Here is a 25,668-nt window from a genome sequence, read left to right on the forward strand (position 1 = left end):
TTGATAGGTGCATCGCATCCGTTATAATCGAAGGAACGACACATCGCAAAGGAGGCGCATACCCGTGGAAAATCGGCTTCGATTTTCTAGGTCTTCACGCACTCATGCAAAGCCATTTGGACGAAAGGCGATCACTTGCATGGGGCGAAACGAATACCTTGATCGCTTGATTTAACGTAACCACTTGGCTTTGCTCCCTTATCGGATTGGATTCATTCAATAAGGAGCGAGGTACGATGAAGTACGTCAATGCGCAACACATCCTGCCAGAACATTTGCTGCGAGAAGTGCAGCAGTATGTACAAGGTGAAACGTTATATGTACCAACCCCGACCCATACGAAACGGAAGTGGGGAACGGTAAATGGAGGCAAGCAATTGCTCGAAGAACGAAATGAAGCTATACGCGCAGCGTTTCGGAATGGAGAGCGAATCGACAGTCTAGCCATGTCTTATCATTTGGCAACGCATACGATTCGAAAGATTGTGTATCGATCGACATGAAGGAGGTACGACTAGCTCGCTAGTCGTACCTTTTTAGGTAGACTATGCTTCTCAATCAAAGAGTACACAGTAAAGAAGATCTGTTTCCTGTAAACTGAAGATTGAGGAAGGGGCGACAAAATGTCACATCCATTTATTCAAAACGAACAATATAATCTTATTAAAGAACAGGTGACGCTCGTCAAAGAGAGTCGAATGCAAAGCCTGCCGCCTTCTGTTTTGCGGGCGGTCATCGATTTGGCTCAGTCGAAAGTGATCTATGCATTTCCTGAGGCGACGGCTGAACAAGTAGAGTTGTTACAGTTTTCGACGTTACAGACGAACGAGGCGTTCGACGAATACATTCAACAATTACGAGAATGGGTTCAACCATTCCCTGTCATTACGGGCGAACAGCTGAAGGGTTTATTCCCGAAGCAGAAGAAGCTTCGCTTACCTGAGTTATCTGATGTTGATTTTGGGCGACTCACTTATTTGAGTTGGAATGATGGACGTTCTAATCAAAAATTGATGATTTGCCAGTACGAAGATCAATTGATCGGGATTGCATGTAAACCGAGCGTGAATAGTAAGAAAAACACATGTGCCTTCTGTAATCAATTCACGGATGTGGCGTATTGCGTCACAATTACGAAAGCGAAACAAGCAAAGAATCCGGACTATTACAAAGCGATTGGCACATATATGTGTGTCGACAGTAAAGCGTGCAACGAACACATCACGAGCCAAGAGGCTTTGCATACGTTTGTTCATACAGCACTGCAGGCCTGACGAGGGAGTCAGGTCTTTTTATGTTGAATCAATAAAATCAGTCAAGCGTCATCGTTTTCAACTTGTTCAAGTGTAATATTTTTATCCTACATATGGATTCAATAGGCTTCTAATGACTTGATTGCGTGTCTGAGTATGTCCACTTCTTCATTTTCCCACCCTAATCGGTCTACTGCATTGATGAACTGTCGTGTTGCTTTAATAAGAGAGGCTTTCAATTCTTCAATAGAAACGATACCAATTTCTGTCTTCATTTGACCATCTTCCATAAACGATAGCTCAAGCTCGGATAATGTTATTTTTTGTGCCGACATCGAAAATGGGCCATCCATAAATACAAACGAATAAATGGATGCAACTGGAGCGAATAAAAGAGCTCGACAGCTATCAATCCACCATTTTAGAAGAACAGCAACGAAATCAGACCATCCCACTCCCGGGAAATAATCGTATGTATCAATGACAAAGTTGATTTCACCAATAATTTGACCGGAGTACGTTAATGAATCAAGATCAATCTCGATGGAAATTTGATGACACATCAATGTTTCACCTCGTTTGTTTGTATGTTTTGACGTTCTAATATCATTAAGAACATCTTACTCGAGCGATAAGAAGTATGAAAGAATGAGCCGAACTTACAGAAAGAGTCGTATGATAGACAGACAAGCCATGATTCAATCAACGAGGGGGAAGCAGATGAAACACGCAGTGATTTTTGACATGGATGGAACCTTGTTTCGGACAGATTTAATTTTGGAACGGGCGCTAGATGAAACGTTTGATCACTTACGCAGTGAAGAAAAATGGATAGGCCCGACACCGATTGATCAATATCGGAACATCATGGGGGTGCCGTTGCCTGTTGTTTGGACCACGTTGCTCCCACAATACGATGAGCAAGCTAGAGAAGAGGTCGATGCCTATTTCTTAAAACGACTCATCAAAAACATTCAAAACGGGAATGGTGCATTATATGCAGGGGTACTCGAGTTGTTTGAACAATTGAATCGTAGGGGCTGCCCAGTCTTCATTGCGAGCAATGGCTTGGTTGACTATTTACAAGCGATTGTCGCTCACTATGGATTGAATCGTTGGATCACCGAAACATACAGTATTCAGCAAATCGACACGTTGAACAAAGGGGATTTGGTGGCTGAAATCGTAAAGAAGTATGAACTTCAGGATGGCTTCGTAGTCGGAGACAGATTATCGGATATCATGGCTGCGCGAGCGAACGGACTCATTTCAATCGGCTGTCGTTTTGACTTCGCACAAGAAGTAGAGTTAAAAGAAGCAGATTATGTCGTGAATCACTTGTCGGACATTCTCGATATTGTATCAAAGAAGACGACTTCGCTATAAGTGAATCGATTTCGGGGTTGGACTCGTAAGTAAAGGACTACACAAAATCGGAGGGATCATCATGCATACACTCTATATGAAACAAAAAGTGTTCAGTCTACGCGGACGCTTCACCATCAAAGATTCTGATGGACATGATCAATACTTCATCGAAGGTAGCTTTATGAAGTTTCCAAAGTCGTTTGAAATTAAAGACGTGAATGGTCAAACGGTCACAACCATCACGAAAAAGACGTTCAGCTTTTTACCGAAGTTTTTCGTAGAAGTGGATGGTACGGATATGATGACCATCTCAAAAGAATTTTCATTCTTCAAACCGAAGTATTCCATTGATGCGGCTGGAATTGATGTCCAAGGGGACTGGTGGGACATGGACTTTGATGTGACGAAGAACGGACATTCTATCGGAAGTGTGCAAAAGAAATGGTTCTCATGGGGCGACAGTTATGAGATTCGTGTCGAAGAACCGGAGATGGAGCACCTTCTCATCTCAATCGTCGTAGCCATCGATTGCGCGAAAGCAGATCAAGCAGCGGCATCAAGTGCAGCAACATAAAGGGGAGTATCTAATGGAATTTTGGGACGTCTATACCGTCGACCGAGAAAAGACCGGTCGTACGTGGCAACGGGGAAATCGATTGCTTGAAGGCGAATATCATCTCGTCATCCACGTATGTATCTTTAACGAGAAGGGTGAGATGTTGATTCAACAGCGCCAACCGTTCAAGGATGGATGGGCCAATATGTGGGACATTACAGTCGGAGGGAGTGCGACTGTAGGAGATACGAGCCAACAAGCCGCCATGCGTGAGCTCGAGGAAGAAATCGGGTTGAAACTCGATTTATCTCAAACACGACCGCACCTGACCGTCAACTTCGACGAAGGATTTGATGACATTTACCTCGTCGAAGCGGAAGTGGACTTGAATGAGTTGACGCTACAAGAATCTGAAGTGCAGGCCGTGAAATGGGCGGATGAAGCAACGATTCTGCAGATGATTCAACAGCATGAATTCATACCGTATCACATGCCGATGATACCGTTACTTTTTGCCATGCGAGGACAATGGGGAGGGATTGATCGTCATGCATACGTACAAGTGGATGAATGAACCGAAAAGTGTGAACGGATTTGAACCGCTCAATTTCCGCACACTGCCAGATACGGACTTTTGGCGAAATACACATTACGGATTTAACCGCATGACGGCGCATGCACGACTAACAGACGTCAAAGCCAAACGATTTACATGTCGGGCGACAATCCAAATGGAACCGAGCCATACATATGACCAGGCCGGGATTGTCTTATATGTGAATGATGACCATTGGATCAAGACGTCTGTCGAGTACATTCCGGACGGACCGTCCCATCTTGGCGCAGTCGTCACCTCGTTTGGCTATTCGGATTGGTCGACACGTGATTTTTCAAATGAGATGATTCATCAACCATTGACGTTTGAAATCGTGTATACAGATGGAGATGTGGAAATTTTTGTTGCGTATGATGATGGTACGCGTGAACAGCTTCGCATTGCCCATCTTCATGACGTATCGACATTACGCATCGGGCCATATGCGTGCAGTCCGGATGTGAATGCGACAGGTTTTGATGTGACATTTTCAAATTGGGAACTGCGTGAAGCATCGACATGAGTCGGTGCTTTTTATATGTCAGTTTGATTTCACTTCGGCAAAGTGGTTGAAGTTTTAGCGAAGAAAAATCTATAATGATGTTAACGAAAGCGCTTTCGGAAATCGCTTTTAAAAGAACGGACTGACAGATTGCCATCACTTATCCTGAAGGAGGACACATGATGAAGAAATGGGTTGCACTCGCACTTGGAACAGGTCTCGTCTTGTCATTGCCACAAGAAGTACCTGCTGAAAAGAGCTCAAAAGCCGACGACGCCAAGTGGAAACTTGTCTGGTCAGATGAGTTTAGTCAGGCGGAAATCGATCATTCGAAATGGAACTTTGAAACGGGGAACTGGATTGTCGACAAAGACGGAAATCCGGTCGCTGCCGGGTGGGGAAACAATGAGAAGCAATTTTATACGGACAAAAACGAAAACGCTTTCGTAAAAGACGGGAAGCTCGTCATCCGTGCAAAAAAAGAGCAAGTATCCGATCAATTCGGAACATATGATTACACGTCGGCGAAGTTGACGACGAAGGGCACGTTCAGTAAGACATACGGTCGTTATGAGATGCGAGCGAAACTTCCGACAGGCAAGGGACTCTGGCCAGCATTTTGGATGCTCCCGGAAGAGGACCGCTACGGTGGTTGGGCCGCATCTGGTGAGATTGACATCATGGAGTCATGGGGCAGTCAGCCGGACAAAGTCGCTGGAACGATTCATTACGGAGAAACATGGCCGAACAACAAGTACACGGGGAAAGACTATCACTTCGCAGAAGGTGACGGCATCGACAAATGGCATACATATGCGGTCGAGTGGGAGCCGGGTGAGATTCGTTGGTATGTAGATGGTCAACTCTATCAGACACAAAATGACTGGTATGCGAAAGAAGCGAACAAAGCTTCGAAATATAGCTATCCTGCACCATTCGACCAAGATTTCTATTTGATCATGAACTTGGCAGTCGGTGGATGGTTTGATGGGGATGTCGATGAGACGACACCATTCCCGGCGGAGATGGAAGTCGATTACGTCCGCGTCTTTGACTTGAAGAACGGGAAGTATCGCGATGCTGTCGAGCCGACGTACTCGGATGAAGAAGTCGTATTGCCAGAAGGGGCGAAGCAACCTTTAGAAGACGGGAACCTCGTCTATGATGAAGACTATGTAGAACCAATTACGACGGTGACGAACGGTGCACAGGCGCTCAACCCGACGTATTGGAACTATGTGGCGCTTCCTGACTTTGGTGGCGTCGGTTCAGTCGATGTAATCGATTTGGCGGGATCACGTTTTGCCGACATTTCGATTGATCAGGCGGGAAGTCAGCCGTACTCGCATCAATTGATTCAAAACGTATCGCTCGGACAAGGCGGGCATTATAAAGTGACGTTTGACGCTAAGGCAGACGCGGCGCGTTCGATCGCCGTTAAAGTCGGTGGTGGTCCAGACCGGGGCTATGCGAAATATTCAGATGAAGGGTCATTCGATTTGACGACAGACGTCCAAACGTACTCGATGACATTCGATATGACCGAAGAGACTGACCTTGCGGCACGTCTTGAGTTCAACGTCGGACTCAGTACGTCTGGTGTCCAAATCGGGAACATCCGTGTCGAGCAGACGCCTCGTGAGGCGTTCGATCCGAATGCGACAAAACCGATGCTTGGAGACGAGAACCATGTGTATAACGGTACGTTCGACCAAGGCGCGATGGACCGCATGACGTATTGGACGTTCGACCCAGGTGTCACGAAAGGGACAGGAACGGTCGACCCGGTAGAGCGTCTCTTCCGTTTTGAAACGAACAAGAAAAAAGAAGCACCGGCCACATTGGTGCAGCAAGGCATTCAATTACAAGAAGGACATGAATACGTTCTCCGCTTCAAAGCACGGGCAGAACGTGTAGATGGTCTTCAAGTAAGATTGAACGGAGCGAATGGAGATGCCTATCTTCCGCTCCAGCGTGTCGCTCTATCTGAAGCGTTCGATACGTATGAAATTCCGTTCACGATGGAAGCCGGAACTGACCTCATGAGTCAGCTTCAGTTCATTCTCGGTTCTGAAAAAGGTGTGATTGAAATCGATGACGTCGAATTGCGCGATGTCACACCGGTTTATATCGATCCATCTCCACTTAAAAATGGAGCATTCACAGAAGGTCTCACAAACTGGGGCTCATACGTACACTTTGACGCACAGGCTGCAATCGAAGCGGTAAATGAGGCAGCACGTATCTCGATTGCGCATGAAGGGAACGAGGCGTGGAGTGTCCTCATGGAACAAGGCGGTCTCGAGTTACAGCAAGATCAAACGTACGTCTTACAATTCGATGCATCTTCTACAGTCGCTCGTTCATTCGAAGTGACATTAGAGAATGCCGGGTACTATCGCTATTTGAGCGAAGTCGTTTCAGTTACACCTGAAACGAACACGTACACGTTTGAAGTGACGATGCCAGTGACGGATATGACAGGATTGAAGTTCTTGATGGGACGCACAGAAGGATCACCACTTGGTGCCCATGACATCACAATTGATAACGTAAGTGTGACGTTGAAATAAGATGATACGTAAAACAGGAATTTCTCCTTGTGAGAAATTCCTGTTTTTTAACGTTTGCGACTAATTAGTCGTGCTGTCCGTAAGATTGATGGCAGTAGTTTACGACGTTGACGGAACGCGAGATAACGCCCTTCCCATGACGGTTTGAACTTTTGCTTAAATTGTCTTAATCCGCTGAACGGATAGATGTAGCTGATGTTTTCAAAAATATCGGCGGCAACGCGCTCTGGCCAATGGGAGAACGTCTGCTCACCAACGGCGGCAAGTGGTGCCACGCCGAGTCCGACGTGTTCATAACCTTGCGCACGCGCCCATTCGATGATGTGAAGGATCAACACTTCGATTGCTCCAGATGGCGCTTCATTTTTCGAACGCATCAAATCGATTGAAAGGGCCCCGTTCCCTCGGAGTAACGAAATGAAGGCGACGACGACACCGTCCGTGTCCCGTAACAGAGCGATCGGATAACGTCTTAATGTTTCGTAGTCAAAGAAACCGAGAGAGAATCCTTTCTCATTTCGATTTCCAATCCATTCATCTGAGATATCTTTTAACTCCTCTAATAACAGGAGGCTCGGCTCACAGACGATCTCGAATGTGATTCCTTTCTTCTCAAATTGATTGTAGAGGGAGCGCATATTTGCACGCTTCTTGCCGGACAACGTGAAGGTCGATACGTCAATCGTCGCCTCTTCCCCAAGTTTGAAGAACGTGAAGCCGGCATCGTGAAGGCGCGGCATCCAATTCGGTGTGATTTGATAAAATAAAGGAATATACCCAATCCGGTCCGCATCTTCAATGAAACGCGTTAACAGTTCAGTTGCGGCCTGTCGTTCACCTTGGATGTCTCCAAGAACAATCGCGTGGTTCCGCGCTGTCGCAAATAAGAGACACGCGTTTCCAGTCTCGTTCATATAGAAACGCTTATCTGCCATATGGGCCAAGTCAAAGCTACTCGATGTGTGCTGTGTTGATTGAAACTGTCTGATTCGATCTTCATTGTATGCTTCGCCAAGCGCCGGACGCTTCCAGCGGTCGAACAAGAGCAGGAGTGCACTTGCCACGAGCGACGTGAAGAGGAGAAGGAACACCGTCAACCAACCGGCCTGATGTGATGTGAAGAACAAGTCGTCGGTACCTGCGAACGACTGCAGCAAGAGGGCGTGAGAACCCACATACAGCAAAACGTAGAACAGGTTTCGAATGAGACGACCGGTCGTTAAAATTGAGCGGTATCGGACGTGGCGTTTTCGTGTCAACCAGACGAAAGCAGCGAAACCGATGACGACGAATGTTTCGAATAAGTTCAAGCCTCGAGCGATGACCCCGATGGTCGCCCAGATGAACGCCGTATTGAGTAACCAGAGCGTTCGCTTTGTCCGCACATACATGCCATATACGGACAGGAACATGAGAAGTCCGGCACTCAATAAGAAGAGCGTCCCAATCCATTCGAACCAACGATTTACTTCATAGAGTGGTGTCACGCTCGGGAGAAGTGTCTGGAACCAAATCAATAGACTGCTCATCAAGGCAATAAGACTCCCGGTCAAGCGCCCAATCTTCGCGAGTGTCCGAGAAACGATACGCCATACGACGGTCCCAATCTCATAAGAAGATCCGATGATCGGTCGATATTCGATTTGTTTGACGACCTGGTCCCCGAACGCGATGGCCGCGAGAAACAGTCCGATCAAAAAAGGAACGACGAAATAGACGAATCGGTAGATGATCAAAGAGGAGAGGACAATGTCTTGATGAATCCCCAATTGTGTCATTCCGACAAGATATAGTAAATCGAACGTTCCGGCACCCCCTGGGACGAGGGAGACGACACCGACGACCGTGGCGACGATAAATACTCCAAAGAGTTGGGTGAACGAAGCTGACCCGTCGAGTAACGATAACGCGTAGATGGCGACAAGTCCTGCGGTGACCCATTCGGCAAGTGAAGTCAGCGTGTATCCGATCAACGTGGACCAACCGACGTTTGAGCGGCGTGAGGTGACGAACAGGTAAAACGGGAGCATTGCACTCACAGCGAGCAACACTGGCCAAATCCAAGGTTTCGTCCCGACGAGTGAACCCGCCGGAAAAATTCCAAGAAGCACACCGATGGAGAGGATAGAAAGACCGCTGATGAGTGTCGGTGTCATCCAGCCGATTGCACGGAGTAGGCGTTTCGTATCTGTGTAAGGACGATACAGGGAAGTACGAAGGGCGATCCCAATCACCCCGCCGAATCCGAGCATCCCGTTCATCGAGTTCGTGATCCACGCCGTTTGCACGACTTTTCGCTTCGGCAACTCAATATGTAAAGATCGAAGCAGGAAGTAATCGTATCCCGTCATCGTCAGGACGGCGAATCCACCGAGTAGAATGAGCGTGAACTGTTCCCACCCGGTCAGTTGTTTCAATGTCGTGAAGGCGGTCGCGAGCGAGAGGTCTTTTAACTCCTGTCCGCTCTGGATTAAAATCAATCCGATTAACGCTATAGGGACGAGCCATTTTAATTGTTTCCATGAAAAACGAGTGCGCATGAGATTTTCTCCTTATCTGTCATATGACTGACAGCGTCTTCTAACTAAATCGTACTATAGGATACGACTGAAATCTGTAAAACGTTTCAAAAGAGGGGATTGTAAGCGCAAGAAAGAGGACGAAAAGTTGATTTTATATTTGCTACAGTGAGAGTAAGAGAGGGGTGTGGACATGCTGACATTTGAAGAAAAGTGGGCGAAAGTGCTCGCTTGTGACGCAACGTATGATGGGTTATTTTATACGGCCGTGAAGACGACAGGAATCTATTGCCGACCCTCGTGCCGTTCCCGCAAACCGAAAAAAGAGAATGTTGATTTTTACATCACAAGACAAGAGGCAGAAACGAACGGCTTCCGACCGTGCAAGCGATGCCAGCCGGAAGTCGAGCATGCCCCACATCGAGCGCTCGTACAACAAGTGACCGTGTATTTGATGGAACATTATAAACAGCCGATTCGCCTCGAACAGATTGCCGAACATGTCCAACTGAGCCCGTTCCATTTGGAGCGAACGTTCACCCAAGCGACAGGAGAGACACCAAGGCAGCTATTGGAACGACTTCGTATCGACAAGGCGGCGTATTTATTGCGAACGACCACGATGAGCAACCTGACAGTCTGCTATGAGGTCGGGTTTCAAACGCCGTCGAACTTTTACCGCGTCTTCCGTCAAGTGAAAGGGTGCACACCGAATATGTATCGAAAAGGAGGGGACATATGAACGATCTGCTACTAGACGTTCCACAACCGTTTGATTTTCATGAATGTCTCGTCTTTTTAAGTCGGTCCGAACAAGAAGTGCTCCATGTCACGACGGACAGGGTAGTTCAAAAACTGATGCGAATCGGGGAACGCCTCATTCTCGTCGAACTTCAAGGAGAGCAAGACCACATTCGTATCCTGTTCCCGGTCGATGACGTCTCGGATACGGAAACAGAAAGCATTGAACGTGAAGTGCGTGACTGGTTAGACCTTGATCGTGACCTCACACCGTTTGAAGCGATGGGTGCAAAAGATGAATTACTGGCTCCTTTGGTTGAAGCGCATCGTGGGTTACGGATGATTGGCTTCCCAAATTTGTTCGAGGCGCTCACATGGGCCATCATCGGGCAACAAATCACGCTCTCCTTCGCCTATACCATCAAGCGGCGGTTCGTGGAACGATATGGCGAACAGCGAGTCATCGAGGGAAGAACGTACTGGACGTTCCCACGTGCGGAACGAGTCGCCCTGCTTGAGCCGGAAGCGTTACGAGAGCTTCAGTTTAGTCGAAGGAAAGCGGAGTATGTTATTGATATTGCACGGGAAATAACAGGTGGGACATTATCAAAATCGGCGCTACAGTCGCAATCTTCATCTGATATTCGTCAACGCTTGCTTTCCATACGAGGTGTCGGGGCTTGGACGGCGGACTATGTATTGATGAAGTGTTTTCAGGATGCATCAGCCTTTCCGGTCGCGGATGTCGGATTGCATCAAGCGATTCAGCATCAATTAGGTACGCCTAAAAAGCCGACGATTGAAGAAGTGAAACGATACGGGGGGCGCTGGCAAGGTTGGGAAGGATACGCGACATTCTATTTATGGAGGTCATTATATGGAGACGTATAAATTAGACATGGAGACGCCGGTTGGCGTGATCGAAATCGTTGGAACCGAGAAAGTCATTCAATCGATCTTATTCGTTGAACGCGAAGTGGCACAATTACCTGAACCGAATGTACCTGATGTGTTGCGACAGTGTAAGGAGGAACTCGATGCTTATTTTCGAGGGCAGAGGATGACGTTCACCTTTCCTATTGAACAAGTGGGCACGCCGTTTCAGCGAGATGTATGGAGTACGTTACAGACAATTCCTTATGCGGAGACGACATCATATCGTGAACTCTCTGAACGAGTGAAGCGACCTGCGGCTGTTCGGGCAGTCGGTGCGACGAACGGACGCAACAAACTGAGCATCGTCGTGCCTTGTCATCGTGTCATCGGGTCGAATGGGAAATTGACAGGATATGCCGGCGGATTATGGAGAAAAGAATGGCTCTTACACCACGAGAAACAAGTCGCACATCAAACCCAGTAAAAAAACATTTCCCCATCCAAATCTGCTACACTAAAGAAAGTCCTATCGTGGCGTCGGAATCGACGAAATTGTAGGATGATTCCCGTCACTTATGGAGAAGGTTTTGGAGGAATGTATGATTAAATTACTAGCAGATTCGACGTGTGACTTATCAGATGCAGTGCTTGAACAGTACAACATCGGGGTCGCGCCGTTGATCATTACGATGAACAATATGTCTTACCAGGACCGGGTGGATATCCAGCCGGATGATTTTTATGGAATGTTGGAAGCGCTACCGGAATTTCCGACGACGGCGATGCCAAGTCCGGCGACGTTCTTAACATTGATGGAAGATGCGGTCGCTGCTGGTCACGAAGAGATTTTATGCATCTGTATGTCGAGTGGAACGAGCGGGTCTTATCAGTCAGCGGTCATTGGGAAAGAGTACTTCGAAGAGGCGCATCCTGACTCAAACGTGAAAATCCATGTCGTCGATTCCCGATCGATGAGTCACGGCAGCGGCTGGTTGCTGCTAAAGAGCGCGCAAATGCGTGAAGCCGGTGCGACGTTCGAAGAGCTCGTCGATTTTAACGAGACGTATAAGATGAACGTGAAGCACTTCTTGTCCGTGGATGACTTGGATCATTTGATTAAGAGTGGACGCATCTCGAATGCGAGTGCCATCATCGGAAAACTACTCATGGTGAAACCGATTATGAGCATGAAGAACGGGAAAGGTGCCATTGTTGCCAAAGAGCGAGGCACACGTAAAGTGTTGAAGCATTATACGGACGAGTTCGTGAAGCGCGTGAATCCAGACATCACGAATTTTGTGATCATCGGGTACACATCCGATCAGCGGATTGCCGAGAACTTAAAAACGAAGCTTGAAACCGAAACAGATTTCACAGGCGAGATCTACCTCATGCAGATGGGGGTCTCGGTCGGGACACACGTCGGTCTCGGAGCAATCTCGATGTTCTTCGTGGAGAAATAACAAAAGCCGTCTCATGTTGAGGCGGCTTATTTATGTGGCCATATGTGTTTGATGACTGGCTCTTCGTCACTTAAATCGAGACGATAGACGTCTGGATTACGCATCGTGCGCCATGTATCAAAGTCACACTTAGGATCAAGCCGTTGTAAGAGGAGCGCGAGCAGGTTGCCGTGTGTCACCAATAGAGTCGCGGCATGTTGAGATCGAGCACGCTCGATCACTTGCATGATTCGATGAGTCGCCTCCTCACCAGATTCAGCACCGGGCAGTTTGAACGTCGGGTCGAGGAACGACTGACGTAGCGGTGTCAGCCAGTCTTCGAGCGGTTCATGAGACAAAATCCGCTCTCTCAGTAACGGTTCACGCTCGATTGGGAGTTGATGCATATCGGCGAGCGGCGTGACCGAAGCGACCGCTCGGGTGTAGTCGCTTGAGATGATCCGGTCAATCGGGATTTCACGTAAGAAGTCACGGAGCAGGTGTGCTTGTTCGTGACCCACTTCCGTGAGTGGTGCATCAGGTTCTTGACCGGAGGCAGAACAGTGTCGAATCAGATAGAGTGTGGGCATGTGGATTCTCCTTGATCATTTTTAGTGAAAAGCCAATAATGAAATATATGTAAAACTATTTCATATCATAGAATATATTTTAATTTACTTAGTGATGAGTAGGAGGAACAAATGGATCATTTAAAAAGACACTTAGAAAACTCTCTGTATACTGGGTTTATAGATAAAGATCATTATCATTCTAGTCCGTTTAAACCAGAACTTTTAGTAAACGAACGAGTTAAAAGACAGGATGTATTGACCGCGTTACTCGATGAATTAAAGATTTGTAAGAAGTTTCGATTTGCTGTTGCATTCATTACAGAATCAGGTTTGGCAACACTTAAATCAACATTATATGATTTAAATCGAAAAGGTATTCGAGGCGAGATTATCACTTCTACATATCAACTGTTTAATCAGCCAAAAATGTTTAAAGAACTTTTGAAAATTTCGAATGTTGACGTAAAAATTGCAGATGTGAATGCATTTCATTCAAAAGGATATATTTTTCAACATGAAGGCTACTATTCATTAATTGTTGGTAGTTCGAATTTAACTGCAGGAGCGTTAAAAACAAACTACGAATGGAATATTAAACTAACATCTCATGAAAACGGTGAAATTGTTCAACACTTTTTCAATCGATTCGAAACAATGTGGAATGAATCGATTCCGCTAACATTAGAATGGATTAAAGCCTATGAAAATGTATATCGTCCAATGATTAGAGATCGAGTTGCTGAGTTTCCAAGTATGCACGATTTTAATCAAGTTAAGCGGGATCTTGAAATTAAGCCGAATAACATGCAGCGTTCTGCTTTAGACGGCATTGAAGCGGTTCGACAGCAAGGTCATCAACGCGCACTTGTTGTATCAGCTACGGGGACTGGGAAAACGTATTTAGCTGCATTTGATGTTCGTCGATATGAACCGAAGCGAATGTTATTTGTAGTGCACCGTGAACAAATTTTAAAAAAAGCAAAAACTGATTTTCATAGAGTAATTGGTGGTAATATTGAAGATTTTGGTATTCTGTCAGGAACGAGTCGAGCAGATGATGCTAAATATGTTTTTGCAACGATTCAAACCATCTCAAAAGATAGTACTTTGTATCAATTTGCACGAGATACTTTTGATTATATTTTGATTGATGAAAGTCATCGAGCTGGAGCGAATACATATCAAAAACTATTAGAATATTTCACGCCGAAGTTCTTACTTGGAATGACCGCTACTCCTGAACGGTCAGATGGATATGATTTGTTCAGACTATTCGATTACAACATTGCATATGAAATTCGTTTACAAGAAGCACTTGAAGAAAATATGCTATGTCCGTTCCATTATTTTGGGGTAACAGATCTTGAAATTGATGGGGAACAAAAAGAAATTGAAGTGTTTCAAAAACTTGTATCAAATGAGAGAATCGATCGGATTATTGAAAAGATTAATTACTATGGTTATTCGGGGGAAGCGTTGCGAGGACTAATGTTCTGTAGCTCTAAAAAAGAAGCAATATATTTATCTGAGCAATTAAATGCACGAGGCTTTAGAACATGCGCTTTAACCGGGGATGATACTCAAGCAAAACGAAAGCAAGAAGTAAATAATTTAGAACAAGGATTACTAGACTATATTCTCACTGTGGATATATTTAACGAGGGGATCGATATACCAAGCATTAATCAAGTTGTAATGCTTCGACAAACTGAATCAAGTATTATCTTTATTCAACAATTAGGAAGGGGCTTACGAAAGCATCAATCTAAGCGTTACGTAACAGTAATTGATTTTATAGCAAACTATAAAAATAACTATTTAATTCCAATTGCTCTCTCAGATGATCGATCTCAAAATAAAGACTCTATTCGTCGTAAAGTAATCGATCAAAGTTATATTTCAGGTACATCTACTATTAATTTTGAAGCGGTTGCTAAAGAACGAATTTATGAATCAATCAACCAAGCAAGATTAACAGATTTAAAAACTTTAAAAGAAGCATATCAAAACTTAAAAAATCGATTAGGTAGACAACCTATGTTGACTGACTTTATAGAAAATCATTCAATGGATCCAGTTGTTATAGCAACTAAAAATGGACATTATGGTGCTTTTTTAAGAGTTGTTGAAAGTGAAGTGCCTTCTCTTTCGAAAGAGGAAGAGCAAATTTTACTTATGGCAACCCAAGAACTTTTATCAGGTAAAAGAATACATGAAATTTATTTGTTAAAACTTTTGGCATCTGATCTCTCTATAAGTAAACTCAATTTTATTAACTACTTACATGATCATCAAGTTCGAGTAGATGATGCAACGCTCAAATCAGTAGAGAATGTATTATCATTAAACTTCTTTAACGATGCAGACCGAAAGAAATATGGTAATAAGCCGTATATTGAATTAGATCATGACACGTATCGATTACCTTCACATTTACAAACTATGTTACAAAATGAGTGGTTTGCTAAGTTATTAAACGACTTACTAGAAGCATCAATCCTAAGAAGTAAACGATATAATCAAACAAAACCTTTAACGAGATTGGAAAAGTACACGAGAAAAGATGTATGTCGATTATTAAATTGGGAAAAAGAAGAGCAATCTACGATGTATGGTTATAAAGTTAAGCATCATACATGTCCTATATTTGTAACGTATCATAAAAGTGAAGATATTGAAGCAAGTGTTAATTATGGTGATTCCTTTATTAGTCCAGAGGTATTTCATTGGTATACTCGAAGTCGAAGAAGCACAAAGTCTGAAGAAGTACGCAAAATTATTGATTCAGAGAAAGAAAACATTGATATTCACCTATTTGTGAAAAAAGATGACGATGAAGGCGGAGATTTTTATTATTTAGGTGAAGTGAAACCCGATCAACAATCTATACAAAACACAACAATGCTAGATAAAAATGGTCAAGAACTTCCTGTAGTCACGATGAATTTAATGTTAAAAGAGAGTGTCGATCAACAAATCTATGATTACTTACACGAGCAGACTCATTAATAAAAAGTCGAGGCGTAATTTATACGTTCTCGGCTTTAGTTATTTGATTGATCACATCATTTACTGCAGGTATGTCGGCTGGTGCCCAGACAAGAGAATGTAAATTTTCACGCTTTAGCCAGACTAACGCATCATGTTCTGTTGCTACGGGATTGCCTGATTTTAATTCAGCACGTAGTGAAATCAATTGAATTATAAAAGTTTCATATTCATGAACGTGTTCATTAATGATTTCATGCGCAGTAATTTCGCATTGTAGTTCTTCGTATATTTCACGCTCGAGTGCTTCTTGTAGATTCTCACCATCCTCGACTTTTCCACCGGGAAATTCCCACATGTTTGGAATGAGCATGGTTGTTGAACGGAGTGCGCAAAGAATTTCCTGCTTTTCATTTTCAATAACTGCTGCTACCACTTTTACTGTTTTTTTCATTGGTACTCCCTCATTTTTGAGATTTAATTATATCTATCATAACATTCGTCTTTTCATTATGAATTCAAACTTCACTTAAAGAATTTTTTCGCCCTAAACCCCTTATCATTCATCACAAAAGAGTTATAATCGGTATAACGATTATAAAATATATGATTGAGGAATGGGGATTCTTCGGTTGTATGACAAAAAATTCAGGGGATAAGGATGGGGTTTTCATGAGCAGTACGCAAACGAGAACAGACGTCATTTTAATTGGGGCAGGCATTATGAGCGCAACGCTCGGTTCACTCTTTAAAGAGCTCGTACCGGAGTGGAACATCAAAGTGTTCGAAAAGCTCGATGCAGCAGGGGAAGAAAGTTCAAACGAATGGAACAACGCAGGTACGGGACATGCCGCACTTTGCGAATTAAACTATACAACGGAGAACTCGGATGGGACGATTGATATTTCCAAAGCGGTCAACGTCAACGAGCAATTCCAAATCTCACGCCAGTTTTGGGCACATCTCGTCAAGCAAGGATTGATTGAAAATCCGGGTGCCTTCATTCGTTCGATTCCACATATGAGTATGGTCCAAGGGGAGAAGAATGTCGATTTCTTGAAACGTCGTTTGGAAGCGCTCACAACGAATCCGTTATTTGAAGGCATGGTCTTATCGGACGATCCGAATCAGCTACGGGAATGGTTCCCGCTCATCATGGACGGACGGACATCGGACGAACCGATTGCCGCGACGAAAATCGATTCAGGGACGGACGTGAACTTCGGCGCGTTGACACGGATGTTGTTTGACCATCTCACATCAAACGGAGTCGAGGTCAACTACGGCCATAGCGTCGAGGACGTGAAGCGTCTCGATAACGGTCTTTGGGAAGTGAAAGTGAAAGACTTGTCTGCGAACAAGATTGAGACGCATACGGCACCGTTTCTCTTCATCGGAGGCGGTGGCGGAAGTTTACCACTCTTACAAAAGACAGGGATTCCGGAGTCGAAACAAATCGGCGGGTTCCCAGTCAGTGGACTCTTCCTCGTCTGTAAAAATCGTGAGGTCATCGAGCAACATCACGCGAAGGTCTATGGAAAGGCGAAAGTCGGGGCACCACCAATGTCGGTACCGCACCTCGACACACGCTTTATCGATGGACGAAAAGAGTTGTTATTCGGACCGTTCGCCGGCTTCACGCCGAAGTTCTTGAAAACAGGATCGAACTTGGATTTGATTCGTTCGGTCAAACCAAACAACGTCATCACGATGCTTGCGGCAGGGGCAAAAGAGATGCCGCTCACGAAATACTTGATCGAACAGGTGCTCTTGTCACACGACAAGCGCATGGATGAACTTCGTGAATTCATCCCGAACGCCAAGAACGAAGATTGGGAAATCGTTGTGGCCGGGCAACGGGTTCAGGTCATCAAAGATACACCGCAAGGAAAAGGGACACTTCAGTTCGGAACAGAAGTCGTCAGCGCGGAAGATGGTTCCGTTGCGGCACTTCTTGGTGCTTCTCCAGGCGCATCGACAGCTGTTCATGTCATGTTGAAGGTGCTCGAGCAGTGCTTCCCGCAACAGTTACCGGAGTGGGAAGAGAAAATCAAAGAGATGGTTCCGTCATATGGCTTGAAACTTTCGGAACATCCGGACCTGTTCAAGACGATTCACGAATCGACAGCGGTCACGCTCGGTTTAGAAGAAAAGGACATGGTCCACAACTGAAGAGAATGAGGCGAGTATACAATCGTATGCTCGCTTTTTGTATAGAAAAAAGCGACCATCATTCGATCGCTTACACCATTTTAAGAAACGTCTTCGCCTGTTGTTCGAGTGTAGCGGCTGAATCCGCTAATTTCTCGAACTCTTGGACCGTCTGTTCGAGCTGTCCAGAGCTATCTTTCACTTTGTGAGAGATGCGTCCGATGCTCGTGGACACGTCATCAATCCGTTTGACGATTCCTTCGATATTGTGATTCACTTCTGTGATCGAGAGGGACACTTTATTCGACAGATTACGCACTTCCGTGGCGACGACATTGAACCCGCGCCCATGCTCGCCTGCTCGTGCCGCCTCGATGGCCGCATTGAGTGCGAGCAAATTCGTTTGAGCAGCGATTTCGCGAATCGTTTGGACGATGTCCGTGATCGTCTTTGCCTCTTGTTGGAGTGCAAGAAGGTGTTCCCTGTTTTGAATCGATTCTGCTTCAATTTGTTTCACATTTTCTAGCACATGTTCTCCGTCCTGCTTACCAACCTTAGACTGTGCGGATAAGTACTCTGATGTTTCTTGAAGGTTGTTTGCTAGATAGAGAACATCCTGTTGACGTGATGTGATATCAGCTGCAATCTTAGAGACACCAATGACACGTCTGTTCGTATCATCAAAAATGGGCATATAGGTGGCTTCTAACCAAACACTATGACCATCGGCCGCACGTCGCTCGATTTTGTCGTGATAGCTCAAGCCTTGCAACAGCTTTCGCCAAAACAAGTCATATTGAGGACTGTTCGCAAACTCGGGTAAGCAAAGATCACGATGGTGTCGTCCTATCAATTGAGTGACTTCATAGCCCATCGTTCTTGCGAAAATTTCATTGACGTAAGCGACGCGACGACTTTCATCGAAACGAATGATTGCTAAATTGTTTTCGATTGCCCGAACGACATGCGTGTCGGTGACATGGGTCGTACTAGAGTGCAGTTGCATCCTAACATCCTCCCTATATCATAAGGTTTATTTGTTTTAGGATACCTGAAAATTGTAAAAAAAAGTATATTATTGTAGCAGAACAAAAAAAGACCTCTTCCACGTGGAAGGGTCAAGGTGTGAGTGTCGCCATGCTTTCATGTAAGTATTCACCGATTTGACGTTCGATGTCGCTCTCTGAACGTTCAAGAGCGAGCGAGAGTTCTTTCACCAAAATGGTTTTGGCGTTCTCTAAAATTTTACGATCTTGTTCGTACAGCTTTTTGTTTGCCTGTAGCGCCTCGATTTGACGACGGCTCAACGTATTCACGACTTGAGCGATCTCATGACGGTTCCCTGAATGGACAACATTTAAAAATTCACGATTGCGATTGTTCGAATGCGGATTCCATTCAACGCCAGGCGAGCGGAACGACTCTAAAATCTCTAATGCTTCGTCTGCTTCGAGCAACGTCAACATCATCACATTGTCATTATCGACCGGGATGCTAATCTGCAACTTCTGTGAGTTGTTGATGGGGTGAAGCGTATAGTACGATTTCGTTTCTCCTGCGACCGTTTTGTCCGAAATGTCGTCGATGCGACATACGCCATGGGTCGAGTAGATGATTAAGTCTCCAGCTTTAAACAAGTCGATCACCTCTTCCTTACCTATAAGCATAGTCATTCAGAAGGTGAAATGTCAACTCGGTTGACGTTTGGTGCAAGGTGTGCATATAAAAATCGTGACGAGTTAACCCGACACGATTACAGTTTCCAGTCCATCCGTAGAATGGTTTTCAGTTGATCGAACGCCTCTTGTCCGATGCCTTCTTGAATCCGTTGCTCAAGTTGCGCTTTGAGCGCCTCATTTTGTTCATAACAAGTGTGACCGAGAGAGGTCAGCTCGATGCATTTGTCCTTTCGATTTTGCGGATGGTCCGTCACGAGGACGAGCGCCTTACCTTCTAGATTCTTAATCAGTTTATGAATCGCTTGCCGCGAGATATGGACGTCTCGTGTGACCTCGGCAATGGTCGTCTTGGCTTGATAAAGTGTAGCGAGAATATACCATTCGGAGTTTGAGATGTGGATGTCACTCTGCTCATTCCAGGATTGTTCACTTATGCGTCGAACTTGATCGTTTCGTTCTGTCAGTAAATCAAGTAGACGTGTTGACGTTGATGGAGTCAAATCAAGTCACTCCTCTTTCGTTTCCAGGTTTTAAGACGTTCCTAACTATACAAAAGCAACTATACCCCGTCAACGTCAATCTAGAACAAAACGAGGCACAAGGCCTCGTTTTTTACTGGCAGTCTTTATTTTTGAAATCGATGACCATCCGTCCCTGAATTTTCCCTTGTTCCATCTCTTCGAACACGTCTTGCACTTCGTGAAGGCAACGCTTGTGAACGACCGGGACGACGAGTCCTTCGGCTCCGAACTGGAAAGCCTCTTCTAGGTCTTTACGTGTCCCGACGAGAGATCCGACAACTTCAATCCCATCGAGAACGAGACGTGGGATGTTCAAATCCATCGTTTCAGAAGGAAGACCAACGGCCACGACTTTCCCGCAAGCTCGAACGGCGTTGACCGCTGAATTGAAGGCGATTTTAGAGACGGCCGTGACGACTGCGGCGTGTGCTCCGCCGAACTTCTCTTGAACGATGTCCGCCGCATCCCCCTCGTTCGAAGGGTTGATCGTCAAATCGGCGCCACTTTCTTTGGCGAGCTCGAGCTTGTCGTCGTTCAAATCGACAGCGATGACGTGCGCGTTGAAGACGTGTTTCGCATATTGGATGGCTAGGTTGCCGAGTCCACCACAACCGTAGATGACGACCGTCTCCCCAGGCTTCACGTCTGCGACTTTGATGGCCTTATACGTCGTGACGCCCGCGCATGTGATACTTGAAGCTTGCGCAGGGTCCAAGCCTTCTGGCACTTTGACGGCATAATCTGCCACGACGATACTTTGCTCGGCCATGCCACCGTCAACGCTATAGCCGGCATTTTGAACGTTTCGGCAGAACGTCTCGCGTCCCGTCGTACAATATTCGCAGCGACCACACGCATGGTACATCCAGGCGATGCTGACACGGTCGCCGATTTTGAGACTCGTAACATCGTCCGCGATTTGCGATACAATCCCAATCCCTTCATGACCGAGCACACGTCCTTGGACATTCCCGAAGTCACCGGCCGCGACGTGAAGGTCCGTGTGACACACGCCACAGTACTCGACATCGACGAGCGCTTCCCCGGATTGTAATGGACGAATTTCCTTTTCCACGACTTCAATGTTGGCTTTGCTTGCTGAATTGACAACGACTGCTTTCATGTTTGAACACACTCCTTGTGAGAAATTAGCGAATCTGCCTAAACAACACTCTGAATCACACCGTCAGAATATCACAAAAAATGGAATGAAATCGCTTTATTTTTGGATAGCATTTGTCTGAAACATGAACTTTTGTCACATGAAGATTTAGGGAAATAGAGATGAATAAAGCAAACGAAAGGAGTGTCAGTTACATGACGCGGACAGAGTTATTTCACACATACAAATCGAAAATTTTGCAGTTATCAAATTTAGAAGAAGAAATGTTAAAAAGTGAAGACTTTTTGTTAGACCGTGATGAAAAGAAACAACTCGACATCTATTACGCACCATTCGAATACATCAATCCAAACGCGAAAGTCGTCATCGCGGGAATCACGCCAGGCTTGTATCAAATGCGTCAGTCGTTCGAGGCAATCCGTGACTTGAAGGATGCAACAGACGAAGAGGCGCTTCGAGCCGTCAAACAACGTGGCAGTTTTTCCGGTCCGATTCGAAAGAACTTAGTGACGATGCTGGACGATTTGGAGTTACATCATCATTTGGGAATCGAATCATCCCTCGATTTGTTCGAATCAGCAAATCATCTCGTACAAAACACGGCGGTCCTCCCTTATCCGGTCTTTTATAAGGGCAAAAACTATAACGGGTCGAGTCCGGATATGATTCGGACGGATTTGTTTCGACCGTACGTGGAAGGAACGTTCGCTGAAGAGATGGCACATCTTCAAGATGCACTCATCTTACCGATGGGCGTCAATGTGAGGCGAGCTGTGGAATTGTTGGTTCATCAGGGTCTCTTGGATCAGGAGCGCGTAGTGAGTGGGTTTCCGCACCCATCCGGTGGGAACGGTCATCGCCATCGCATCTTCGCCGAAAATCGAGACGGCATGAAGCGACACATTGCCGAACATTTCAAACGACATCCACTCTGAACCGCACTGCGGTTCTTTTCATGTGAGCACATGACCTGACATCGACTCTTTACTTCGCTAAAATGGTAAACGGTTGACTCACTCACGAGATATAGAAAGGATGTCCGCCATGATCACATTGTCGTCCGTCCATAAGCATTATGGACAAGAGATGGCCGTTCGTGATGTATCGCTTCACATTCGAAAAGGAGAGATTTACGGCATCATCGGCGCAAGTGGTGCCGGCAAGTCGACGCTTCTTCGATTGATGAATGTATTGGAGCGACCCGATAGTGGAAGTGTCATAGTCGATGGCGACCAGTTGACCGAGCTTTCCAATCGGGAACTCCGCAAGAAGCGACATCGGATTGGTATGATTTTTCAACAATTTAATCTTGTCGCGAATAAGACCGTCTTTGATAACGTCCTCGATTCCCTGAAGCTTGCCAAGCGCCCGAAAGCGTCGTGGGAAGCACGCGTGATGGAATGTCTCCAGTTCGTCGGACTCGAAGCGTATCGCGATAAATATCCTTCCCAGTTGAGTGGGGGACAGAAGCAACGCGTCGCCATCGCTCGGGCACTCGCAAGCGAACCGAGCGTGCTCCTATGCGATGAACCGACCTCTTCCCTTGACCCGAACACGACGGCAGAAGTGCTACGTGTCCTTCAGTCGGTCAATGAACAACTTGGCGTCACCGTCGTCCTCGTCACACATGAGATGGATGTCATTCGTCAAATTTGTCATCGCGTCACCGTCATGGCAGATGGGGCCGTTCATGAGACGATTGAACGGGAACCGACGGGTGTGGTCGCCATCGATCAGAACCCAAGTTGGTTCGTCGAACAGCTACGGAAGGAGGGCGAACCTAATGCCTGATATCCTATTACGCTATCAATCGGAGATTTGGCAGTCCATCGCTGAGACGTTCATCATGGTCGGGGTATCGATTCTCGCTGCGCTTCTAGTTGGACTTCCGTTAGGCACGTGGCTTTATCTTTCGCGTAAAGGACAACTGTTAGAGAACCAAGTCGTCTTCTCTGTCCTCAACTTAGTCGTGAACATCGTCCGGTCTTTCCCGTTCTTGTTACTCGTCGTGTTTTTGATTCCATTTACACGGCTCATCATCGGGACGGCCATTGGAACAGCGGCAGCGACAGTGCCACTTTCCATCATTGCGATCGCGCATTATGCGCGTCTCGTCGAACAGTCATTGATTGACGTTCCACGCGGTGTCATCGAAGCGGCGCTCTCGATGGGGGCGTCAGTGAAAGACATCATCTTCAAGTTTCTCTATGTAGAAGCTAGATCCGGTCTCGTACTCGGATTGACGACATCTATCATCAGCTTTATCTCGTACTCGACGATTATGGGGGTCGTTGGGGGAGGTGGCATCGGTGACTTTGCCATCCGTTATGGGTATCAGCAATTTCAGACAGAACTCATGCTCTATATGATTCTCATCATGCTCGTCTTCGTACAGCTGATCCAGTTCACGGGCACGACCGTGGCACGAATTATCGACAAACGCTAAACAGAAAGTAGGAAATGAATATGAAAAAATTGATGGCACTTCTTGCCTCGCTCACACTCGTCCTCGCCGCATGTGGGAACGACACAGAAACACAAACGGAACAATCGAACGAACCACAGACGTTGAAAGTCGCGTCACTCATCCCACCGATGACAGATATGCTTGAAATCGCGAAAGAACAGCTTGCAGAAGAGAACATCGAACTCGAAATCGTTGTCCTCGGAGACAACGTCCAGCCGAACTCGGCACTTGCGGCGAAAGAAGTTGATGCGAACTTCTTCCAACACGTTCCGTACATGGAAGAGTTCAATCGTAGCAATGATGCGAATCTCGTTCCAATCGAACCGATCTATTTCGCAAACTACGGCGTATACGCGAAAAACTATGACAACATGGAAGACATTCCGGAAGGCGCGACAATCGCCATCGCCAACGACGTATCGAACATCGACCGCTCGCTCTCCCTTCTCGCACAACATGATGTAATTGAACTCGGAGAGAAAGAGGGCACGTACTATACACAAGCCGACATCACATCGAATCCGAAAAAATTCAAGTTTGAAGAAGTCGACTTGTTGATGCTCGCTCGTGCATACGATGATGTCGATGCGGTCTTGATGACACCGGCTTACGCGGCACCGCTCGGTTTGACACCGAAGAGTGACGCACTCTTGACAGAAGGTGTCGAGAACGACTTCGCCATCACGCTCGTCGCACGTGAAGACAACCAGGAGGACGAAGCAATCCAAAAACTCGGTGAGGCGCTCACGAGTGATGAAGTTCGTGCATTCTTAGAAGAAAACTATGCAGAAACGGCGATTCCAGCGTTTGAATAAAAAAAGATTGAGCCTCGTCGGCTCAATCTTTTTTAGTACTCTTCGTATTCACGAGGGTCCTGGTCATCGATGCGACCGTCCGGCTTCGTCAACGCATTGAGCGTCTCCATCTCTTCCTCGGTCAATTCAAAGTTGAAGACATCGAGGTTCTCTTTCTGATGCAACTCGCTAGATGAACGGGCGAGCGGAATCACACCGAGCTGGATATGCCAGCGCAAGATAACTTGAGAGACGCTCTTGCCTTTTTGTTTGGCGAGTTCGGTGATCTTCTCGTCATGGATGACTGTACGGGCGCGACTGAGCGGGCTCCATGCCTCTGTGATGATGCCGCGTTCCTTATCGGCTTGCCGCTGCTCGACTTGCGAGAAGTACGGGTGTAATTCGATTTGGTTGATGACCGGTGTTTCTCCCGTCTCCTCAATCAAACGGTCGAGATGTTCCGGCATGAAGTTCGATACCCCGATGGAGCGGATCCATCCATTTTTCTTCGCCTGAATCAAGGCACGCCATGCCTCGACGTACTTGTCTTGTTTCGGGTTTGGCCAATGCAAAAGGAACAAATCCCAATAGTCGAGGTTGGCCCGATACAAGGACTCCCGAATCATCTCGAGTGCCTGGTCGTAGTCATAATATTGCGCGCGCAATTTTGATGTTAAGAAAAGTTGTTCGCGCGGGATGCCGGATTGACGAACCGCCTCACCGACCGCACCTTCATTATCATAACGAATCGCCGAATCGATGAGTCGATATCCGTTTCGGATGGCGCACGTGATGGCGTCGACCCCTGCTTCACCTTTCAAATAAACTGTTCCGAGTCCAATGGCCGGAATCTCATAACCGTCATGTAACTTCATTGTTGGAATACCCATCAAATGCCTCCCCATTCAAAATCCGTTCTCTTCTCCGCTATTCCACTTTCCTCGGAAA

The 25,668-nt window shown here is 46.1% G+C and carries 26 protein-coding genes and 1 pseudogene; 17 read left to right on the top strand and 10 right to left on the bottom strand.

What is annotated here, in order from left to right; translation table 11 throughout:
* The first annotated feature begins 236 nt into the window (after positions 1 to 236).
* The gene (locus tag PJK55_RS10895; RefSeq protein WP_074036883.1) at positions 237 to 503 is read left to right on the top strand and encodes a CD3324 family protein; all 267 of its coding nucleotides are present in this window, start codon (positions 237 to 239) and stop codon (positions 501 to 503) included.
* 120 nt (positions 504 to 623) lie between these two features.
* Positions 624 to 1,274: a FusB/FusC family EF-G-binding protein gene (locus PJK55_RS10900; RefSeq protein ID WP_271305814.1), complete on the top strand. Its 651-nt coding sequence runs from the start codon at positions 624 to 626 to the stop codon at positions 1,272 to 1,274.
* Between the two features lie 98 nt (positions 1,275 to 1,372).
* On the opposite strand, the gene PJK55_RS10905 is transcribed toward PJK55_RS10900, so the two are convergent.
* On the bottom strand, positions 1,373 to 1,816 hold the full coding sequence (locus tag PJK55_RS10905) for a hypothetical protein (protein ID WP_271305815.1): 444 nt from the start codon (positions 1,814 to 1,816) through the stop codon (positions 1,373 to 1,375).
* Positions 1,817 to 1,973: 157 nt separating this feature from the next.
* On the opposite strand from PJK55_RS10905, the gene PJK55_RS10910 reads away from it, so the two are divergent.
* The 5 genes from PJK55_RS10910 (at position 1,974) to PJK55_RS10930 (ending at position 6,847) form a co-directional block, all read left to right on the top strand.
* A complete protein-coding gene (locus PJK55_RS10910) occupies positions 1,974 to 2,639 on the top strand; it encodes an HAD family hydrolase (RefSeq protein ID WP_271305816.1) in 666 nt (221 codons plus the stop codon).
* 61 nt (positions 2,640 to 2,700) lie between these two features.
* Positions 2,701 to 3,195, top strand: a complete 495-nt coding sequence (locus tag PJK55_RS10915; RefSeq protein WP_271305817.1) for an LURP-one-related/scramblase family protein — start codon at positions 2,701 to 2,703, stop codon at positions 3,193 to 3,195.
* Between the two features lie 13 nt (positions 3,196 to 3,208).
* The gene (locus PJK55_RS10920; RefSeq protein ID WP_271305818.1) at positions 3,209 to 3,751 is read left to right on the top strand and encodes an NUDIX hydrolase; all 543 of its coding nucleotides are present in this window, start codon (positions 3,209 to 3,211) and stop codon (positions 3,749 to 3,751) included.
* The gene (locus PJK55_RS10925) at positions 3,726 to 4,295 is read left to right on the top strand and encodes a DUF1349 domain-containing protein (RefSeq protein ID WP_271305819.1); all 570 of its coding nucleotides are present in this window, start codon (positions 3,726 to 3,728) and stop codon (positions 4,293 to 4,295) included. Before PJK55_RS10920 ends, PJK55_RS10925 begins: the two co-directional genes overlap by 26 nt.
* A 161-nt stretch (positions 4,296 to 4,456) precedes the next feature.
* On the top strand, positions 4,457 to 6,847 hold the full coding sequence (locus PJK55_RS10930; protein ID WP_271305820.1) for a carbohydrate binding domain-containing protein: 2,391 nt from the start codon (positions 4,457 to 4,459) through the stop codon (positions 6,845 to 6,847).
* A 47-nt stretch (positions 6,848 to 6,894) separates the two neighbouring features.
* Here the strand turns inward: PJK55_RS10930 and mprF are convergent, their stop codons facing one another.
* Positions 6,895 to 9,387, bottom strand: a complete 2,493-nt coding sequence (gene mprF, locus PJK55_RS10935; protein WP_271305821.1) for a bifunctional lysylphosphatidylglycerol flippase/synthetase MprF — start codon at positions 9,385 to 9,387, stop codon at positions 6,895 to 6,897.
* Between the two features lie 172 nt (positions 9,388 to 9,559).
* Between mprF and PJK55_RS10940 the strand changes: the two genes are divergently transcribed.
* The 4 genes from PJK55_RS10940 to PJK55_RS10955 all read left to right on the top strand — a co-directional run bounded on the left by PJK55_RS10940 (position 9,560) and on the right by PJK55_RS10955 (position 12,446).
* A complete protein-coding gene (locus PJK55_RS10940; protein WP_214749608.1) occupies positions 9,560 to 10,108 on the top strand; it encodes a bifunctional transcriptional activator/DNA repair enzyme AdaA in 549 nt (182 codons plus the stop codon).
* On the top strand, positions 10,105 to 10,998 hold the full coding sequence (locus tag PJK55_RS10945) for a DNA-3-methyladenine glycosylase family protein (RefSeq protein ID WP_271305822.1): 894 nt from the start codon (positions 10,105 to 10,107) through the stop codon (positions 10,996 to 10,998). The genes PJK55_RS10940 and PJK55_RS10945 overlap by 4 nt, the downstream gene beginning before the upstream one ends.
* Positions 10,985 to 11,467, top strand: coding sequence for a methylated-DNA--[protein]-cysteine S-methyltransferase (locus PJK55_RS10950; RefSeq protein WP_271305823.1), 483 nt, complete (start codon positions 10,985 to 10,987; stop codon positions 11,465 to 11,467). The genes PJK55_RS10945 and PJK55_RS10950 overlap by 14 nt, the downstream gene beginning before the upstream one ends.
* Positions 11,468 to 11,582: 115 nt before the next feature.
* Positions 11,583 to 12,446, top strand: coding sequence for a DegV family protein (locus PJK55_RS10955; protein ID WP_271305824.1), 864 nt, complete (start codon positions 11,583 to 11,585; stop codon positions 12,444 to 12,446).
* Between the two features lie 26 nt (positions 12,447 to 12,472).
* On the opposite strand, the gene PJK55_RS10960 is transcribed toward PJK55_RS10955, so the two are convergent.
* Positions 12,473 to 13,015, bottom strand: a complete 543-nt coding sequence (locus tag PJK55_RS10960) for a histidine phosphatase family protein (protein WP_271305825.1) — start codon at positions 13,013 to 13,015, stop codon at positions 12,473 to 12,475.
* A gap of 111 nt (positions 13,016 to 13,126) precedes the next feature.
* On the opposite strand from PJK55_RS10960, the gene PJK55_RS10965 reads away from it, so the two are divergent.
* Entirely contained in the window at positions 13,127 to 16,006 is a 2,880-nt protein-coding gene (locus PJK55_RS10965) for a DUF3427 domain-containing protein (RefSeq protein ID WP_271305826.1), read from the top strand.
* A 19-nt stretch (positions 16,007 to 16,025) separates the two neighbouring features.
* On the opposite strand, the gene PJK55_RS10970 is transcribed toward PJK55_RS10965, so the two are convergent.
* Positions 16,026 to 16,439, bottom strand: a complete 414-nt coding sequence (locus tag PJK55_RS10970; RefSeq protein WP_271305827.1) for a (deoxy)nucleoside triphosphate pyrophosphohydrolase — start codon at positions 16,437 to 16,439, stop codon at positions 16,026 to 16,028.
* A gap of 218 nt (positions 16,440 to 16,657) precedes the next feature.
* Here PJK55_RS10970 and PJK55_RS10975 point away from each other — a divergent pair, with 218 nt between their 5' ends.
* Positions 16,658 to 18,157: a malate:quinone oxidoreductase gene (locus PJK55_RS10975; RefSeq protein ID WP_271305828.1), complete on the top strand. Its 1,500-nt coding sequence runs from the start codon at positions 16,658 to 16,660 to the stop codon at positions 18,155 to 18,157.
* 70 nt (positions 18,158 to 18,227) lie between these two features.
* Here PJK55_RS10975 and PJK55_RS15190 read toward each other — a convergent pair whose 3' ends face one another.
* The 5 genes and pseudogenes from PJK55_RS15190 to adhP all read right to left on the bottom strand — a co-directional run bounded on the left by PJK55_RS15190 (position 18,228) and on the right by adhP (position 21,459).
* Positions 18,228 to 18,665 carry a methyl-accepting chemotaxis protein gene (locus PJK55_RS15190; protein ID WP_442899509.1) on the bottom strand — a complete coding sequence of 146 codons (438 nt, stop codon included), beginning with the start codon at positions 18,663 to 18,665 and terminating at the stop codon, positions 18,228 to 18,230.
* Positions 18,666 to 18,764: 99 nt separating this feature from the next.
* Positions 18,765 to 19,142: pseudogene (locus PJK55_RS15195) on the bottom strand (PAS domain S-box protein); the annotation flags it as partial.
* Positions 19,143 to 19,254: 112 nt separating this feature from the next.
* On the bottom strand, positions 19,255 to 19,782 hold the full coding sequence (locus tag PJK55_RS10985) for a CarD family transcriptional regulator (protein ID WP_271305830.1): 528 nt from the start codon (positions 19,780 to 19,782) through the stop codon (positions 19,255 to 19,257).
* Positions 19,783 to 19,889: 107 nt separating this feature from the next.
* The gene (locus PJK55_RS10990) at positions 19,890 to 20,315 is read right to left on the bottom strand and encodes a MarR family winged helix-turn-helix transcriptional regulator (RefSeq protein ID WP_214746526.1); all 426 of its coding nucleotides are present in this window, start codon (positions 20,313 to 20,315) and stop codon (positions 19,890 to 19,892) included.
* Between the two features lie 112 nt (positions 20,316 to 20,427).
* Positions 20,428 to 21,459, bottom strand: coding sequence for an alcohol dehydrogenase AdhP (gene adhP / locus PJK55_RS10995; protein ID WP_271305831.1), 1,032 nt, complete (start codon positions 21,457 to 21,459; stop codon positions 20,428 to 20,430).
* 194 nt (positions 21,460 to 21,653) lie between these two features.
* On the opposite strand from adhP, the gene PJK55_RS11000 reads away from it, so the two are divergent.
* The 4 genes from PJK55_RS11000 to PJK55_RS11015 all read left to right on the top strand — a co-directional run bounded on the left by PJK55_RS11000 (position 21,654) and on the right by PJK55_RS11015 (position 24,741).
* Positions 21,654 to 22,394 carry a hypothetical protein gene (locus PJK55_RS11000; RefSeq protein ID WP_271305832.1) on the top strand — a complete coding sequence of 247 codons (741 nt, stop codon included), beginning with the start codon at positions 21,654 to 21,656 and terminating at the stop codon, positions 22,392 to 22,394.
* Between the two features lie 109 nt (positions 22,395 to 22,503).
* Positions 22,504 to 23,250 (top strand): methionine ABC transporter ATP-binding protein, encoded by a 747-nt coding sequence (locus PJK55_RS11005; RefSeq protein WP_271305833.1) that lies wholly within the window; start codon positions 22,504 to 22,506, stop codon positions 23,248 to 23,250.
* Positions 23,243 to 23,905 carry a methionine ABC transporter permease gene (locus PJK55_RS11010; protein ID WP_271305834.1) on the top strand — a complete coding sequence of 221 codons (663 nt, stop codon included), beginning with the start codon at positions 23,243 to 23,245 and terminating at the stop codon, positions 23,903 to 23,905. The genes PJK55_RS11005 and PJK55_RS11010 overlap by 8 nt, the downstream gene beginning before the upstream one ends.
* Positions 23,906 to 23,925: 20 nt before the next feature.
* On the top strand, positions 23,926 to 24,741 hold the full coding sequence (locus PJK55_RS11015; protein ID WP_271305835.1) for a MetQ/NlpA family ABC transporter substrate-binding protein: 816 nt from the start codon (positions 23,926 to 23,928) through the stop codon (positions 24,739 to 24,741).
* A gap of 32 nt (positions 24,742 to 24,773) precedes the next feature.
* Here the strand turns inward: PJK55_RS11015 and PJK55_RS11020 are convergent, their stop codons facing one another.
* A complete protein-coding gene (locus tag PJK55_RS11020) occupies positions 24,774 to 25,610 on the bottom strand; it encodes an aldo/keto reductase (RefSeq protein WP_271305836.1) in 837 nt (278 codons plus the stop codon).
* Positions 25,611 to 25,668: the final 58 nt, after the last annotated feature.

The sequence above is a fragment of the Exiguobacterium sp. MMG028 genome (assembly GCF_027947425.1).
Classification (GTDB): Bacteria; Bacillota; Bacilli; order Exiguobacteriales; family Exiguobacteriaceae; genus Exiguobacterium; species Exiguobacterium aestuarii_A.